This window comes from Nocardia sp. FBN12 (genome assembly GCF_054031145.1).
The window spans coordinates 2131264-2148374 of sequence record NZ_CM132926.1; the positions used below are offsets into that span (position 1 = coordinate 2131264).

Annotated in this window: 15 protein-coding genes and 1 pseudogene; 8 read left to right on the forward strand and 8 right to left on the reverse strand. The window is 65.1% G+C overall.

Annotation, left to right across the window (positions count from 1 at the left end):
• Positions 1 to 22: 22 nt before the first annotated feature.
• From ACWZHB_RS10415 to ACWZHB_RS10445, 7 genes and pseudogenes are all read right to left on the reverse strand, one after another.
• Entirely contained in the window at positions 23 to 334 is a 312-nt protein-coding gene (locus ACWZHB_RS10415) for a DUF202 domain-containing protein (protein WP_427907731.1), read from the reverse strand.
• A complete protein-coding gene (locus ACWZHB_RS10420) occupies positions 331 to 705 on the reverse strand; it encodes a YidH family protein (protein WP_427907732.1) in 375 nt (124 codons plus the stop codon). The genes ACWZHB_RS10415 and ACWZHB_RS10420 overlap by 4 nt, the downstream gene beginning before the upstream one ends.
• Complete coding sequence (locus ACWZHB_RS10425; RefSeq protein ID WP_427909128.1) at positions 695 to 1456, reverse strand: LysR family transcriptional regulator substrate-binding protein; 762 nt, start codon at positions 1454 to 1456, stop codon at positions 695 to 697. Before ACWZHB_RS10425 ends, ACWZHB_RS10420 begins: the two co-directional genes overlap by 11 nt.
• 48 nt (positions 1457 to 1504) lie before the next feature.
• A pseudogene (locus tag ACWZHB_RS10430) lies at positions 1505 to 1699 on the reverse strand (LysR family transcriptional regulator); the annotation flags it as partial.
• Positions 1700 to 1710: 11 nt separating this feature from the next.
• Positions 1711 to 2904: an acyl-CoA dehydrogenase family protein gene (locus tag ACWZHB_RS10435; RefSeq protein WP_427907733.1), complete on the reverse strand. Its 1194-nt coding sequence runs from the start codon at positions 2902 to 2904 to the stop codon at positions 1711 to 1713.
• Positions 2905 to 2928: 24 nt separating this feature from the next.
• A complete protein-coding gene (locus tag ACWZHB_RS10440) occupies positions 2929 to 4119 on the reverse strand; it encodes a CaiB/BaiF CoA transferase family protein (RefSeq protein WP_427907734.1) in 1191 nt (396 codons plus the stop codon).
• A 2-nt stretch (positions 4120 to 4121) separates the two neighbouring features.
• Positions 4122 to 5462, reverse strand: coding sequence for an MFS transporter (locus ACWZHB_RS10445; protein ID WP_427907735.1), 1341 nt, complete (start codon positions 5460 to 5462; stop codon positions 4122 to 4124).
• 360 nt (positions 5463 to 5822) lie between these two features.
• Here ACWZHB_RS10445 and ACWZHB_RS10450 point away from each other — a divergent pair, with 360 nt between their 5' ends.
• The 8 genes from ACWZHB_RS10450 to ACWZHB_RS10485 all read left to right on the forward strand — a co-directional run bounded on the left by ACWZHB_RS10450 (position 5823) and on the right by ACWZHB_RS10485 (position 16079).
• On the forward strand, positions 5823 to 6875 hold the full coding sequence (locus ACWZHB_RS10450) for a helix-turn-helix transcriptional regulator (RefSeq protein WP_427907736.1): 1053 nt from the start codon (positions 5823 to 5825) through the stop codon (positions 6873 to 6875).
• Between the two features lie 179 nt (positions 6876 to 7054).
• On the forward strand, positions 7055 to 7861 hold the full coding sequence (locus ACWZHB_RS10455; protein WP_427907737.1) for an LppX_LprAFG lipoprotein: 807 nt from the start codon (positions 7055 to 7057) through the stop codon (positions 7859 to 7861).
• 254 nt (positions 7862 to 8115) lie between these two features.
• Complete coding sequence (locus tag ACWZHB_RS10460) at positions 8116 to 9582, forward strand: fatty acid desaturase (protein ID WP_427907738.1); 1467 nt, start codon at positions 8116 to 8118, stop codon at positions 9580 to 9582.
• A gap of 45 nt (positions 9583 to 9627) precedes the next feature.
• Positions 9628 to 10797 (forward strand): type III polyketide synthase, encoded by a 1170-nt coding sequence (locus ACWZHB_RS10465; protein ID WP_427907739.1) that lies wholly within the window; start codon positions 9628 to 9630, stop codon positions 10795 to 10797.
• A 12-nt stretch (positions 10798 to 10809) separates the two neighbouring features.
• Positions 10810 to 12636 carry an ATP-binding cassette domain-containing protein gene (locus tag ACWZHB_RS10470; protein ID WP_427907740.1) on the forward strand — a complete coding sequence of 609 codons (1827 nt, stop codon included), beginning with the start codon at positions 10810 to 10812 and terminating at the stop codon, positions 12634 to 12636.
• Between the two features lie 170 nt (positions 12637 to 12806).
• Complete coding sequence (locus ACWZHB_RS10475; RefSeq protein WP_427907741.1) at positions 12807 to 14126, forward strand: TerD family protein; 1320 nt, start codon at positions 12807 to 12809, stop codon at positions 14124 to 14126.
• 179 nt (positions 14127 to 14305) lie between these two features.
• Entirely contained in the window at positions 14306 to 15070 is a 765-nt protein-coding gene (locus ACWZHB_RS10480; protein ID WP_427907742.1) for a MerR family transcriptional regulator, read from the forward strand.
• Between the two features lie 244 nt (positions 15071 to 15314).
• Positions 15315 to 16079 carry an SDR family oxidoreductase gene (locus ACWZHB_RS10485; protein ID WP_427907743.1) on the forward strand — a complete coding sequence of 255 codons (765 nt, stop codon included), beginning with the start codon at positions 15315 to 15317 and terminating at the stop codon, positions 16077 to 16079.
• 91 nt (positions 16080 to 16170) lie between these two features.
• Here ACWZHB_RS10485 and ACWZHB_RS10490 read toward each other — a convergent pair whose 3' ends face one another.
• Positions 16171 to 17097: a LysR family transcriptional regulator gene (locus tag ACWZHB_RS10490; RefSeq protein ID WP_427907744.1), complete on the reverse strand. Its 927-nt coding sequence runs from the start codon at positions 17095 to 17097 to the stop codon at positions 16171 to 16173.
• Between the last annotated feature and the right edge of the window lie 14 nt (positions 17098 to 17111).

Genomic DNA, 17111 nt, shown 5'->3' on the forward strand with positions numbered 1-17111 from the left:
GTGCCGAGATGATGCGCGGCGACTACCGAGTGAGTATGTCGATTCCGCGCGCTGAGGCGATGAGTACGATCGAACCGGTGATCAGGCAGGCCGAGGCCTTGGACATGGTTGTCGATGGGCTTATCACACGCCGATAGCGGTTGTGCCGCAACATCATTGCGACCATCAGGACGAGAACCACGCCGCACAGGGCGACAGTCGCAACGGCCATCGGCCGGGGACCGGTGTCGACGGTCATCTGGAGAAGGCAGGCGGCGAGTACCGTCGCGCTGAGCGCGGTACGTTGCCACGCCAAAATCGTGCGTTCCGGCTGTAGGCCGGGGTCGCGGCTCATCGCACCATCGAGTACACGCAGACCCCCGCCGCGACCGCGACACCGAGGACGATCGCGATCACCATGGATGAGCGCGGTAGCGGCGCATCGCGGCGCATCGCCGCCTGCACACTCCGCCATCTCGTGAAAGCACCCAGCGTAATGACGGTTGCGAGGACGACGCAGGTCAGGCCGAGCGCTGTGCGTGCGGTCGCATCGATTCCGGAGAGAAAGAGGTGATCGGCGGCGACGCCCCCGGCAAGCAGTGCCAAGGCCGTACGGATCCAGGCCAGGAAGGTTCGCTCATTGGCCAGTGTGAATCGATAGTCGGGCTCCCGGTCGATCGTCTGTTCGGCTACTTCGAGTGTCTGCGTGGAATCATCATTCGGCATTCTGATCGTTATCCAATTCTTCGGCGGCGCGCAAGGCCGCGTTCGGCAGTGACAGGCCCGAATCCCGCAGCGCCGCAATGCGATTGTTCCAGCGATCCAGCGCCGCCTTGCTCTCGATGACGAAACTCCTGGCTGCCGGTCCCAAACGACCCGCCCGGCGGACCACCCCGAAGGGTGTCAGCACTTCTGGCTGCGTCGTCAGCACGATCGCGCCGGCGCGCGCTGCGGAGATCGCCATCCGCAACGGCAGAAACGCGGCGCCGGCACCCTTGAGTACCAACGTCATCTGTGCGTGTCGATTCGGCACCTGAGCGACGATCCTCGGCAACACCGATTCCCGGCGCAGCAAAGTAGCGACGATATCTTGTTCCCGCACCGCTGAATTGCTGGTTATCAGTGGAATGTCGCCGAGTCGGCCGAGCCGGAAGGGTGCGTCGGTATCGATACCGGGCGTGTTCGGTGGCAGCACCAGCAGCAGTCGCTGCACTGCGAGCTCGATGGTCTCGACCGCGTCACTGGGCACGGGGAAGGTGGTGAAGCCGAGTTCGCAATTTCCGGCCAGCACCTCATCACACAATTGCCCAGCACTCGAGTATTCCTGTAAATCGATCCGGATTCCCGGATGCAGTCGGGTGAATGAACCGCTCCAGGCGGCCACGGCCTCGCTCGACATCTCCGGCATGGTGCCGATCGTGATCGACCCGACCTTCAATTCGCGAGCCGACCGCATGACATCCTGTGCGGCCAGCACATCCTCGAGTACTTTGCGGGCGGGTTCGACCAGCAGGTGACCGGCCTCGCTCAGGACGAGATTGCGGCCGGTTCGATGGAACAGCGAAACCTTCAGTTCCCGTTCCAGTTGCCGGATGCTCTGCGAGATCGAGGCCTGGGCAAGGTGCAGATGCTGGGAGGCACGGTTCACGCCCCCGTGTTCGACGACCGCGAGAAAATACTCCAATTGGCGAATCTCCACACCCGGCTCCTTCGCATTCATTACGCACAGGCTCACACCCGGAATGTGTCGGGCAGCGTCCCGTCCGTAGCGACCTGTTTGATCATCGCCTTCGCCAGATTGCGCTCATGCACCGGCGAGGAGCCTTCATAGATCCGCAATGCCCGCACGTCTCGCCACATACGCGGGACCGGGTGGTCGCCGACGATGCCCGCTCCGCCGAGCAATTGCAGACAATTGTCGGCGACCCTGCTTGCCATTTCCGAACAGTATAGTTTCGCCGCCGCGATGCGATGCCGTGGTATCGACCCAGCGTCGAAGGCCGCCGCGCAGTCGAGAACCAGTGCGCGCCCGGCCTCGAGTTCGGCGTACCCCGCACCGAGTACGGCCTGGACAGCGCCGAGATCGGCCAGCGGGGCGCCGAACTGGCTGCGGCCGGTGACGTGGGCGGTCGTCTCCTCGAGCATGCGAGTCGCCTGGCCCACGCAGGTCGCTGCGACGTGCAGTCGAGCGTGATTGATCCCGCGCAATGCCATCGTCAGCCCACGGCCCTCGACGCCACCGAGAAGATTTCGCTCGGAGGTGCGCACATTGTCGAATCGGATCTCGCCGACCGGTGCTTCGGCGTGCCCGTTCATTCGCGTCGCCGATGTCGCCGTCACTCCGGGTGCGTGTGCGTCCACGATGAAAGCCGAAACACCCGCGGCGCCCTGCTCGTTCGCGTTGGTTCGGGCGAAGACCAGAAACGCGTCGGCCCAGCCGGCGTTGGTGATGTAGCGCTTGTCGCCGTCGATAACGTAAGCGTCGCCGTCGCGAGTTGCCCGGGTGATCAGGTGCGCCGCATCTGAGCCGGCCGCCTCCTCGGTGAGGGCGAATGCCGTGACCAGCTCACCGGCGGCCATCGGTGCCAGCATCCGGTCGCGCTGTTCGTCGGTGCCGTGATCGAGGATGGCCTGCGAGCACAATCCGATCACCGTGGAGAACCGCGACCGGTATACGCAAGAAGCTCGCGTGAACTCGAATGTCAGCCGAACTTGTTGTGTCATAGACCATTCCAGTCCGCCGTAGCGGCGGGGAATGGAGATGCCGAACAATCCCAGCTCCGCCATCGAGGCCACGAGCCGGTCGGGAACCGCCGCGGCGGCGACCATCTCGTTTTCGCCGGGGATCAGTTCGTCAGTGGTGAAGTCGGCGATCAACTTCAGGTAGGTGTCGAAATCGTGGCTCGACACACGCGGGTCGATCATGGCAATCCTCTATCTGCTCGAAGTTCAGTGAGTCGGTGCGGCGACGACACGTCGCTCGATCAGGGTGTCGATCTCGGCGTCGGACACGCCGATATCACGCAAGACCGCGACGGTGTCGGCACCGACGGCGGGCGCCGCGTTCGAAGCGGTGCGCCGTTGCCCGTTGATAGTGAAAGGTATTCCCGGAACAGTGAATTCGCGCTGCACGTCATCGGATACCGCGACGAGTATCTCGGCGGCCAGCACATCCTTGTCCGTCGCGACCTCGTCGAACCCGCGGACCGCGCCGCAGACGATCCCGGCTGATGTGAGCAGGCCGACCGCCTGGTCGCGAGTAGTATCCGACAGCGCGGCACCGAGCGCCGCCAGCAGCTGCGGCCGGTGGCGTACCCGCGCTGGATTGTCGGCGAACAGTGGATCGTCGATCATGTCCGGGCGATCGAGTAGGTCACACAGCGCGGCCCACTTGTCCGTCGTGTACGCCGACAACACGATGGTTCCGTCGGCGACCTCGATCATGTCGGCGGCGGGAGCCGCGTGCGCCTGCCCGTTTCCCTTGCGCCGCGGCGGAGTTCCGCTGAGCATGTATTCGCCCCAGGTCGCTGCCTGCAATGACAGAACTGCCTCCATCAATGAGGTTTCGACCTGCGCGCCGAGACCTGTGGACCGACGTTGATAGAGCGCGGCCAGAATTCCGGCCGTCAGCGCCGACGCCGCGGCCACGTCGGCGGCGGCGTAGCCGACCCGTTGGGGCTCGCCATCGAGCGCGCCGGTCGCGTGCATGACCCCGAACTCCGCCTGCGCGGCGATGTCGAGACCGGGACGTTCGCGGGAGGGCCCGTGCGAGCTGAACCCACTGATGCTCGCGTAGATCAGCTCGGGATAACGCTCGCGCAGCTCGGCCGCGCCGAGACCGAGCCGCTCCGCCGAGCCGGGGCGAAAGTTCTGGATCAGGACATCGGTGTGCGCCAACAGCCGATGCAGGATCGCCAGACCGTCGTGGTCGGTGGCGTCGATGGCGAGACTGCGCTTGTCCCGGTTGTAGGCCTGCACCATCGCCTGGCCGAACGTGCCGATACTTCGGGCCTGGTCACCGTGCAAGCTTTCGATCTTCAACACCTCGGCTCCGAGATCGGCCAGGGTCTGACCGGCACTGGGGCCTGCGATGTACTGCCCGAAATCGAGTACTCGGATACCTTCGAGTGGTCCCGTCATGATCAATCGCCTTCCTTTGTAGATGCGGCGGCACTCATCCGTTCGAGATCTGCTCTTGCCTTCGCCGGGTCGAGCATGAAAGCGCCGATTACGGCCAAGACGCAGACCGCGATTCCGACGACGAGGAATCCGCTCGAATATCCTTGTGCCGCAGTAGCGGAATGGTCGACGATTCGGCCCAGTCCGTAGGGCGCCGTAATCCCGGCGAGGCTGTATGCCGCGATAATGCAGCCGAAGAAGGCAACTCGATAACGGGCCGGGAGAAAATCGGCTGCTCCAGCGAATGCGACCGAGAACGGCACGCTGTTGACTGCGAAAGCGAGGATCACCAAAATCAATTGCGGTGTGCCAGGACTCATCCTGGTGAACAGGATCATCGCCAACCCGCCGACCAGCAAATAGGCGCCGGTGACGACTCCGCGCGCGACACGGGAGGGAGCACCGCGCTGGAGCAGGTAGCCGGACAACCAACCCGCCGACAAAAGCACGACAACGGCAACTACGTAGGGAATCGCCGCGAGCGTGCCGACCTGTTGTTCGGAATAGCCGAGCCCGTCGGTCAGGTAGGCGGGCAGCCAGGACACCTTCAACGACGAGATGAGGTAGCCGGCGAACGACAGCAGCACCAGCCCCCAGAAGCTGCGCAGAGTGAGCAGGCGAAGGAACGGCACTTCGATGCGGCCGTTCGGATCCTCGTCGACGGCGGTCGCTTCCGCGCTACGGGACGTGCGGAAGGGGCCTGCGCCGGTGTATCCCAACCAGCACACTGTCCACACGATGCCCGTGATTACCAGGACGATGAACGCGGCGTGCCACGTCCACGTCAGGATGATCCACGTCAGCACCGGCGCTGCTACCAGCGGACCCACCGAGGAGCCCGCGTTGACCAGACCGCCTGCCAGCGCTCGCCGGTGTGGCGGAAAACGGTCGGCGATGACCGATTGACAATAGGCGTGCGCAGGGCCTTCGAAGAAGCCGAGCACCATCCGCGCACCGAGGAGCACGCCGAACGTGGTGGGCACGGTGAGCGGCAACATGCTCAGTACCCATGCCGACATCAGCAGCGCGCCGCCCCACACATAGGAGATCTTGCGTAGCAATGAGGACAGAACGACGGCACCGATCGCGAACAGCCAGAAGAACGCACTGCTGAGCAGGCCGTACTGGGTGGCTGAAAGGTCCAGGTCCGCGCGGATCCTGGTGCTGGCCAAGCCTACTGCGGCTTTGTCAGCGAAGTTCAACGTGAAGAACAGGAAGAGAAAGAGGACGATGCCCCATGCGGCGGGGCGCTTGTTCGGGGCTTCAGGATCGGCCGTGCGGGTATGCACGTCGAAATTCGCCATGATGTAACTCCTAGTTGCCACGCGCCGGATGGCTGAGAATTCTGGTCGCCATCGAACCGGCGTGTGGTTCATACCACATCTTCGATAGCTAGCGATCAACGGGCAACTCCCGTTCGGAGTGTTCGGAATTGCCTATACGCACAGTGGGAAGTGGGATTTCGCGCTTCCCTGTGCCCAACATGATTTATGCCGTGGTGGCGGCGCTACTTACCTGGCTGACATGTCGGCACCCGTGATGTGAAACCCGACAATGTATAAGCTGCGCCATGTACCGATCGGCATGTGCTACATATCACGCCAGTTGCGCCGGCCGATCAACCGGCAACTTGCGGTCGGACCGTTCGGAATCGCCTATACGGCGTGGTCACAGGATCCATGGGCCGTAGCCGCCCGCACTACTTCCTCGAGGTGCTGGAGCTGCTGATCACCGAGTCGCCGCGTTCACCCGTGTCGCGCCGATCCGGGTACCAGCACCACCTGGATACCGGGATCGGCATGGACGACGATGGTGGGATGAGTGACGTGGGGGACAGGCGAACGGTGCGTGTCGAACGCCGGGCTCAACTCGGTGCGTTCCTGAAATCGCGTCGCGCCAAGATCGCGCCGATCGATGTCGGCCTGCCGCCGGGCCCGCGGCGGCGCACGCCCGGCCTGCGCCGTGAAGAAGTCGCGCACCTGTCGGGTATCGGTGTCACGTGGTACACGTGGCTGGAACAGGGCAGGCCGATCAATGCCAGTGCGCAGGTGCTCGACGCCGTGGCGCGCACGCTCGGCCTCGACCACGCGGAGAAGGTGCACCTATACCGTCTCGCGGATGTGCCGTCGGTGCCCGCCGCGCCGGTGCAGGCGATGATGCCGCCGGGTCTGCCGGTGATCTTGGACAAGCTGTCGCCGTTGCCCGCTGTGCTGCTCGATTCCAAGTACTACGTCCTGGCGCACAACGACGCCTATCGCGCGTTGTTTCCCGGCCTCGCCGACGCCGACAGCAATGTCCTGCGCACGGTGTTCCTGACGCCGGAGTGCTGTAATCCATACCAGCACAACGTCGACGACAAGCGCCGTATGGTCGCTTACCTGCGCGGCGCTTACGTCCGGCACCTCGATGATCCGACGTGGCAGGCGCTGGTCTCCGAGCTGTGCGCGGCCAGTACCGAATTCGCCGGGATGTGGGCTCGCAACGATGTGGCGGTGCCGGTGAACCTGATCAAGGTGGTCCAGCACCCCGCCGTCGGGGACCTCGCGATGCACCTGACGATGATGTCGCTACCCGCGACCGACGGCGAGTGGATTCAGATCTTCAGCCCGGTCGACGACACCGAAGCGACGAAGCTCGCCGAACTGCTGGCGATGAAGGCCGAGGTGCGGCTTCGGCCTGTCGACGAGCATCGTCGGCGCTACCACCCGGTCGGCTGAACTGGGAAAACGAGGTCGAATCTCTGGTCGCGGTCACCTGAAAAAGGCAGTGCGAGCAGAGGACTCGCAAATCGAATTCCTCAGGTACTATCGCCGATGGGGGAGCACGAGATGAACGATGGTCTTCGGCTGCCTCATACCGATATACGACCATCTCCAGGGGATGAAACTTGATCGACATGACACCGAACCCCACCTCGCGTCGGCGCTTCACCCGACGTTCCGGCATCACTTCGGTCGTCGCGGTTGCGGCGGTCTGCGCGGCCCTCGTATCCGGCTGCACGAAGGACGATTCGGCGACCACGGCGGGCCCGGCGCCCACCGGCGCGCTGCCCGATGGCGCACAGATCGTGAAGGAGTCGGCGAAGACCACGCAGACCCTGCACAACGTGCACCTGAACATCGACGTCAAGAATCTGCCCGACCTGCCGGTGGAAACCGTCTCCGCCGACGTCACCAACGAGACCCAGGGCTCGGGCGCCGCGATGGGTGAGGCGAAGGTCAAGCTCACCCCCGAAGCGTCCTTCACCGAGGCGAAATTCCTCGTGGTGGACAAGGTTCTCTACACCCAGGCAGGCGGTCGCTACGTGCCCGCCGGTCCGGCCGAGAAGGTCTACGATCCGGGCGTCATCCTGGACAAGGACAAGGGCATCGCGAATGTGATCGCCAATATCCAGAACGCGAAGACCGAGAGCCGTGAGGTGATCGACGGCATCAACACCGTCAAGGTCTCGGGCACCATCGACGCCGCTGTGATCGACCCGATCGTGCCGCGTATCGGTCAGAACGCCGGCACCATGCCGATCACCGTGTGGATCCAGGACACCGCCCCGCCGGCCTCCGATTCCACCAAGCCCTCGGACGCCGCGTCCACCGGCGACGGCCCGAATCTTGTTCGCGCCGTGGTGAAGAAGGATCAGGGCGAGGTCACCGTCGGCCTGTCGAACTGGGCCAAGCCGGTCAACATCGTCAAGCCCGCCGGCTGATATTCACCGGTACTACCGGATCCAACCCACACCGGTCCGGGGTCAGTGGAGCCTGGCACGCAGTGCCCCTCCGCAGCCCCGGACCGGTGTGTCGTCTGGGTGTCGCCAGTGGTAAGCGAATCACGGACGCACGAATGCGCATCCAATAAGAGAATGTTCAGCGAGATGCAAGGCGCCACAAGGACTATACGTGTCGGGACGCTGGTCGGCAGGCAACACGCATCGGACGCCGATCGGACACGAAGGAAGAACTAATGACGATCGATGATCGACCTGATGAAGCGGAGCGCGAGCTCCCGCCACCGCCCGGTCCGGGGGGTCGGCCTCCCGTCAACAACGTATGGGTTTATAACGGAAGAGCCTACGACCTGAGTGACTGGATCTCCAAGCATCCGGGCGGTGAATTCTTCATCGGCCGCACGAAAAATCGCGATATCACGTCGATCATCGGTTCCTACCACCGTGATCCGGAAAAAATCGCGCGGATGATCGAGCGTTACAGCCTCGGTCGCGATGCCACGCCCGAGGACATCCATCCGAAGAACAACGCCCCCGACTTCCTGTTCAAGGACGGCTTCAACAGCTGGGACGACACCCCGAAGTACAAGTTCGACAACAAATCCGACCTGCTGCACCAGGTGAAGTCGCGGCTCAAGGAGCCCGAGCTGGCGGCGCGGCTGAAGCGGATGGACCGAGCGTTCAACATCGTCGTCGGTGTGCTGATCTTCGCCTACATCGCCGTGCAGGCGCTGCGGCTCTACGACACGAGCTGGATGCCGTTGCCCGCCTTCGTGATCGCGATGGTGCTGCTGCGCAGTTCGCTGGCAGGCTTCGGCCACTACGCGATCCACCGCGCGCAGAAGGGCTTGAACAAGTACGCGGTCAACGCGTTCGACATGAACTATGTCGCACTGTCTTTCGTCACCGCCGACGGTCACGCGCTACTGCACCACCCGCACACCCAGAGTGAAGTCGACATCAAGAAGAACGTCTTCACGATGATGATGCAGATCCCGCGCCTGTATCGGGTGCCGGTGCACACGGTGCACAAGTTCGGACATCTGTTGACGGGCATGATCATTCGGCTCCTCGACGTCTGCCGGCTCACCCGCAAGGTGGGCATCAAGGACATGTACGGGACCTGGCGTGGTGCGCTGCCGCATTTCATCGGCTCGTTCGGCATGCGGTTCCTGCTGGTGGCCGAATTCGTGGCCTTCGCCATCGCGGGCGACCTGCTCGCCTGGGGCTTGCAATTCGTGATCACGCTGTGGATCAGCACCTTCATGGTGGTGGCCAGCCACGACTTCGAGATCCCGACCGAGGAGCTGCACACCGAGACCGAGGACTGGGCGGTCAACCAGCTCGAACAGGCCTACGACCTGACCGTGGTCGGCAACAAGTACGTCGACTGCTTCCTCTCGGCCGGCCTGAGCTCGCACCGTGCTCATCACGTACTTCCGTTCCAGCGCAGTGGTTTTGCCAATATCGCGTCGGAGAACGTGGTGCGCGAGGAAGCCGCGAAGTTCGGCGTGGAGTGGCTGCCCGCCAAGAGCTTCTTCGGAGATCGTTTCCCCAAGCTGTGCCGGACCTACCTGCTCGCGCCCTCTCGTGAGGCCGAGGAGAACCGGTGGGGTTTCGTGCGCGAACACTGCGCACCGTCAGCACTGAAGACCTGTGTCGTCTACACCGCGCAGGGCTTCTCCGGCATCGGAACCGTCTGACCCGGCCGTTGCCACCTCTGATCTGTCTCGAAAGGATTTGTGCCCGTGTCTGTTTCCTTTGACCTGCTCCGCACGCCCGACGTCGAGCGCGGGCACGACCTGCTACCACCCACGCCGCCGACGACCGTCGGCGTGATCGAAGCGGTCGCCACCGGTTCGCCCGCGCTGGTCGTCGATCAGGCCGTGAACGCGGGTCGGGTCGCCGACCTGTTCTCCGATCCCGCGCAGCGCCAGCGCATTCCGCGGATCTACGCCAAGACCAGGATCGACACCCGGCACCTGGCCATCGACCCCCTTGATCCCGAGTTCCTCGAGTTCAGCCGCAAGCCCGGCACCATCCGGGAGCGGATGAACCTGTTCTTCGAACACGCCGTGCCGCTGGCGGTCGACGTGGCCCGGCGCGCCGTCGCCGGTATGGAGAACCCGGCCTCCGACATCGGCCAGCTGATCTTCGTCACCAGCACCGGCTTCATCGCCCCCGGCGTCGACGTCGCGGTGGTCAAGCAGCTGGGTCTGTCGCCACAGGTGGGCCGGATGGTCATCAACTTCATGGGTTGCGCCGCGGCCATGAACGGCATTCGCGCCGCCGTCGACTACGTCCGGGCCCATCCGGACAAGAAGGCGATGGTGCTGTGCATCGAATTGAGTTCGGTCAACGCCGTTTTCGACGATGACGTCAACGACGTGATCACCCACAGCCTCTTCGGTGACGGCTGCGGTGCGGTGGTGATCGGCGCCAACCAGGTGCACAAGCCGCTCGCGGCGGGCAGCGTCGTGATCCGCGACAGCTTCAGCCACCTGTTCGACGACGCCGAGGACGGCATCGTGCTCGGTGTGAAGGACGCCGGCATCACCTGCGAACTGGCGACCAGCCTGCCCGACTACATCTACCGCGGTGTCGACCCGGTGGTCTCGGAAGTGCTGGCGCGCAACGGACTCGGCAAATCCGATATCGAGTTGTGGGCGATCCACCCCGGTGGCCCCCGCATCATCGAGGAGTCGGCGCACTCGCTCGGCATCCCGGCCGAGCTGGCGGCGCCCAGCTGGGAGGTGCTCGCCGAGCACGGCAACATGCTGAGCGTGTCGCTGATCTTCGTGTTGGAGCGGATGATCCGCGACGCGAAGACGGCGGCGCCGATCTCTACCGGTGTGGCGTTCTCGTTCGCACCCGGTGTCACCCTCGAGGGCATCGTGTTCGATGTCATCCGAAGCTGAGAGCCGAAGGTTATGCATCTGCTCCGTTTTCTCGCCGCGCTGTCGCCGGCCAGGATCGCGGCCGTCGTCGCCGCGGGCCTGATCTGCGGTGTCGCCAACACCTACCTGGTCACGCTGATCAACGCGGTCGTCTCACCGCGTCCGCAACCGGACAACCTGCTGCTCCGTTTCGGGGCGACGGGCCTGGTGATCCTCGTCAGCGGTGTGCTGTCGCAGGTTCTGCTGATCCGGCTGTCCCAGGACGCCATCTACCGGCTGCGTAGTGATCTGAGCTCCGGAATCGTCTCTGCCCCACTGGAACACCTCGAACGGCTCGGCATGCACCGACTGATGGCGACGCTCACCGAGGACGTGCGTTCGCTGTCGCAGGCGGTCACCGCCATCCCGTCGATCTGCGTGGATGTGGCGACCATCGTCGGGTGTTTCGTGTTCCTCGCCGTGGTCTCCGGACCGATTTTCGCGGTCACGGTCGGCGGCACGCTGGTCGGTATCGCGTGTGTCGAAATGGTCCTCAAGCGGGTCCGCGGTATCTACCGGGAAGCCCGGGAGAACGAGGACGCACTGCTGCGATCGTTCCAGGCCGTCACGCTCGGCATCAAGGAACTGAAGCTGCACCGCGGCCGTCGCCGCGACTTCATGGACCGGCACCTGCTCGGTTCGGCGGGCACGCTGCGCGATCAGAACACCGACGCGGGCTCGAAGTTCTCCTACGCCCAGGGCTTCGGCCAGGCGTTGCAATTGGGCACGATGGCGCTGATCCTGTTCGCCATCGCGGCCGCACTGGATCTGCCGCGCGAGACGATGGTCAGCTACGTGCTGGTCACCACCTTCCTCGCGATGCCGATGCAGAACTTCATGCACCGCATCCCCGATCTGCTGCGTGGTGATGTGGCGCTGGCCAAGATCCGGACGATGAACCTGTCGATGACGACGCTGCACGATGAGGAGTCACTGCCTTACACGGAACGTCCAGCGGCAGGGGAGGCCAAGCTGGAACTGACGAACGTCAGCTACGTGTATCGCTCGGAGGCGCCGTCGCAGGTGCCACCACCGCCGGGATCGCACGGGCCCGGTGGGCATCCGCCGCGTCCCGGGATGCCGCCCCGTGAGGGAAACGGCAAACACCCCCATCCCGCGCACCCCGGTGCGCATCCGGGTGGCGGGCCGGTGGACGTCAACGGCAAGAAGTGGGTGGACCACGGTGGCACCGATGTGCGTCCGCTGGCTCCGCCCGGACTCGATGAATCCGACGACGCCGGTTTCCGGCTCGGCCCGATCGACCTGGTTTTCGAACCCGGTCAGATCACCTTCATCGTCGGTGGCAACGGCAGCGGGAAGTCCACGCTGGCCAAGCTCATCACCGGTCTGTACGTGCCACGCTCGGGGTCGTTGTCGCTCAACGGGGAGAGGATCGACCACGACAATATCGAGTGGTACCGCCAGAATTCATCGGCGGTTTTCACCGATTTCCACCTGTTCGAGGACTACCTGGGCTTCGATCGCCCCGGTATCGACGCCGAAGTCCAGCGTTACCTCGACGAGTTGCAGATCGCGCACAAGGTGACAGTCAAAGACGGCCGCTTGTCGACCGTGGACCTGTCACAGGGCCAGCGCAAACGCCTGGCCCTGCTCACCGCCCTGCTCGAAGACCGCCAGATCTACGTCTTCGACGAATGGGCCGCCGACCAGGAACCGCGCTTCCGCGACGTGTTCTACCACGAGATCCTCACCGATCTGAAGCGGCGAGGGAAGACGGTCATCGTGATCACCCACGACGATCGGTACTTCGACTGCGCCGACCAGTTGGTGAAACTCGACCTCGGTCTCGTCGCGGTGTGAGTGCGTGAACGCCGGTCCCGCTGGGGGCCGGCGTTTTCGTGTGTCAGGGCGATACCGCGGTATTCGCCGCGGCGGGTGCCACACGGTCACCCCGGGTCGCCGAGTGCGGGGCCGGTCACAGACGATGCGGGTAGCGTGGGCGGTCAGTCGGCAGGCGGAGGGGCGGATTCATGAGTGGGAGTGCGGCAACCATGGTCGAGGTGTCCAAAGGTTCCAAGACCGATCTCGTCGACGGGCAGTACACGGTGCGGCTCGATCTCGACGGCCCGGCGGGCGCGGTGGATATCGCCGCCGTGTTGCTGACCGCCGACGGCAAGGTCCGCTCCGACGCCGACTTCGTGTTCTTCAACAACCCGGCGGTGGCGGGCGTGCGCCTGGAGTCGGATGCTGTTGTCGCGGTGGATCTGTCGGCACTGCCTGCCGAGATCGATCGTGTCGTGATCACCGGAAGCACCGAGGCGCAGGGGATTCGGTTCGGTGCGGTCGCCGGATTGCGGGTCACTGCCGTCGGTGCGAGTCAATCGGTGAGTTTTGTGCCGCCGGGTCTGGACTCCGAGACGGTGCTGCAAGCCGTCGCGTTGTATCGCCGGGGGAGTGGATGGCGGCTCGATGCGATCGGCCAGGGGTACAGCGCCGGGCTGGCGGCGTTCGCGACCGATCACGGCATCGTTGTCGACGCGGAGGAAGAACCGGCCGCGGCGCCGGTGAGTTCGGCCGAAGTGCCTGCGCCACAGCGTGTTACGCCATCAGTCGACCTTCGCAAAGTCGACGTGGTCCTGACCAAGGATTCGCCCGACCGCCGCGCCACCATCGACCTGCGCAAGGGCGATCCCGGCTATGTCCTGACCGTCGGCCTCGAATGGGATGGTCGCGGCGCGAAGTATGACGCGAACGGCCGCGTCACCGAGTTCGGCACCGGAGACCTTGACGTGTACTTCTTCTGCCGCAACGAGATCACCGGCGAGTATGTCGTGCTCAGCGGCGAAAAAGGCCACCAGGGCGATATCGCGCAATGGCCGTTCATCCACCACCAGGGCGACACCCGCGGCCCCGGCGCGAACAATCTCCCCGCCACCGAGCAGGTCACCGTCCGCCCCACCGAGAACGGCGATCTCCTCCTCAACGTCTACCAATCCGTGGACAACGGCGCGGGCGCCATAGACAAGTTCGGCAACCCCCGGGTCCGCGTCCGCTACGGCCGCCCGGGCCCCGACGGGCTCCCCGACAACGACGCCGACCAGATCACGGTCATCATCGGCAACGGCAAGAGTTCCTTCTGGGCGACCGTCGCCCACATCGACGTCCGCGACGGCATCCTCACCGTCGACGGCACCATCCACTACAGCCGCGCCTTCAGCGAACGCATGCCCGTCCTCGACACCAACGGCACCTGGGTCCGCTCCGCGAAGAACGGCCCGGTCGGGCGTAGCAAGAAGGCCAACGGCCTGGGCTTGAGCACCTATCGAGGCCAGTGCCCCACTCCTCGGTGAGGTCGATGATCACCTGGCCTTGCCGGTAGGTGCGCCGCACCGGATCCGACGCGGTCGTCGAGGTCACTCCTGGGCAGCAGCAGCATCGTCTAGGCGGGCGCATTTTCGGGCTTGCACCTGACGTAAGGTCAGGTTCTACCGTCGATCACACCGGCGCACAGTGCGGCGGTGGAAGTGGGATGAAACGGATGGACCAGCGCGCAACAGAGCGAGTGTGGAAGGTCGGTGACCTCGCGGCCGAGGCCGGGCTCACGGTGCGGACGCTGCATCATTACGACCGAATCGGGTTGGTGCACCCCGCGGAGCGGACCAGCACCGGCCACCGGCTCTACACCGAGCGCGATGTCGAGCGGCTCTACCAAGTGCTGGCTCTGCGCCAGCTGGGCCTCGGCCTCGACCAGATCGCGGACCTGCTCGAAGGTGCCGTGGCGATGCCGCAGGTACTTGCTGCGCATCGCGACTATCTGGCCGCGCAGCTCGCCGCGACCCGGGACCTGCACGCCTTGGTCGCGGCACTCACCGCCACGGCGGAGAGCCGGTCGGACGCATCCACGGATCACTTCCTCGAACTGATCAGGAGGACCGTCATGGTCGACGACACCATCAAGGAATACTTCACCGAGGAGCAGTTGACGCAGCTCGCGGTGCGCCGGGAGAAGCTCGGTGAACAGCGCATTCGGCAGGTCGAAGCGGACTGGGCTGTGCTGATCCCCGAGGTCGACGCCGCGATCGCGGCGGGAATGGACCCGACCGCACCCGAGGCGCAGCAGATGGCGGCACGATGGATGACCCTGCTGGAAGGGTTCCATGGTGGCGACGAAGGACTGCGGGACAGCATGTACCGAATGCAGGCCGAGGAGTCCCACCGCATCGAAAGCGAGTTCTGCGGACCGTCACCCGCGCAGATCGAGTTCATCACGGCTGCGAACGCCGCTCGCGGGTAGCGGTCGGCATCGCCGGACGAACGGGCGTGGTGCGCGGGGAACGACTCCCGCGCACCACGCGAAAGCTGTTGGCTGACTCCTGTTCTCGTATTGCCAGGCGGTATAGGAATTTCCTGTGGCGGGTGCTGAGTATGCGTCTTTGCCTGTCGTTCTCGTGCGGACATACCGTGAAACAGCTCGACGAGGTGCTCACAGATCTCGTTTCCGTCGAGCGGGCAAACACGCAATCGAGAGGACGGCAGGCATGAGCGCGATCGAGAGCAATTCGGGAGAATTCGCCGGGAAAAGGGCGCTGGTAACGGGTGGTACTCGCGGAATCGGCGCGGCTGTGGTGCGCGGGCTGCTGGATGCGGGTGCCGAGGTTCTCACGACCGCACGATCGGCGACCGGCACGGCGCCGGAAGGCGCCACCTTCGTGGCGGCAGACGTACGGACACAGGCTGGGGCACAGGCGCTTTCGACGGCCGCGCGGGAGGTGCTCGGTGGGGTGGACATCCTGGTTCACAATGCGGGCGGGGCGGCGCCGTACCTCGGCGCGCTGGCGATTCCGGACGAGGTGTGGCAAGATGCGCTCGATCTGAACTTCCTGGCCGCGGTGCGGCTGGACGCGCTGCTGGCGCCGGGGATGCGGGAACGGGGCTCGGGGATGATCGTGCACATCTCCTCGGCCGCGGTTCCCACCGTGGCGCCACCGTTTCTGCATTACACGACGGCGAAGGCGGCACTGGAGAACTACAGCCGGGGCCTGGCCGCGGAGTTGGCACCGTTCGGGATTCGGGTCAACACCGTGTCTCCCGGCCGAACCGCCACCCCCGGCGGCGAAGCGACGCGGGAGCAGTGGGCGCGCCTGACCGAGGGGCCGGGCCAGGACAACACCAGTCCGCCACTGGGACGTGATGGTCACCCTGACGACATCGCCAACGCCGTGCTGTTCGTGGTGTCCGACCGTGCGAGTTGGCTGACCGGGAGCAGTCTCGTGGTCGATGGCGGCGAATTCCCCAGGGGCTAAGAGTGTTTCGGGTGCTGTGGCCGCATTGTCCGAACTGGATTCGTCGGCAGACCGGCTGAAGGCCGAGTTCGGCACATTCGATCGACGCCACTTACACGGCAGGTGTCGAATTCGTCATGGACGGAGCTGCCACCCAGCTCGGAGAAGGCTGATGCCAACTCTCGTTACGGAGTAGTTCCAGCAGGGCCGTCTCCGCCGGGCCCGCGTTCCGGCGGAGCACGGCGACGACGGGCTGGGACACGACCGGGTCCACGGGGCGGGCGAGATGCTCGTACCCGTGGGGAACCGCGGAGGCGGGGACGAGGGTCACGCCAAGTCCGTTGGCGGCCCAGCGCGCGGCCGTCACGGTCTGGGACACGCGAGCGGCCGTCGTCGGAGTCAGCTCGTTGTCGCGCAGCACGCCCGTCAGCACACCGTCGAGCGCACTGCCCGGTTCGAACCGCACCCACGATTCCCCTTCCAGCTCGTGCAACGCGACCCGGTCCGCGGCGAGCAGCCGGTGCCCGGCGCCCAGCATGACGACGAACTCTTCGTGGCCGAGATCGTGGGCGTCGGCGGGGCCGCGCTCGCACGCCGCCATCAGGGTGAGGTCGAGTACGCCTTGACGACACAGTCGCTCGAGTTCGGCCGAACTCGGCTCCTCGAAGACGGTGACCTCGAGCCGGGGAAAGCGACGGCGCAACGAGGCGAGCACGACTGGCAGCTGCCGTGTACCGAACCCCATCTGCGCGGCGACCACCAACTCGCCCACCAGCTCATCGGCACCGGCGCGAGCCGTCGCCCGCGCCCGCCGCGACGCGCTCACCGCGACCGCCGCCTCCCGTAGGAACGCGCGACCCACCACTGTGGGCACCAGCCCGGTCGGTGTCCGGGCGAACAGCGTCACGCCGAGTTCGCGCTCGAGGTTGCGGATCTGCTGGGACATCGACGGCTGCGCGACATGCAACATCTGCGCGGCCGCCGTGACAGAACCTGCCTCGGCAACGGCGAGGGCGTACTCGAACTGGCGAAGGCTCATCGGCTCCCATTCCT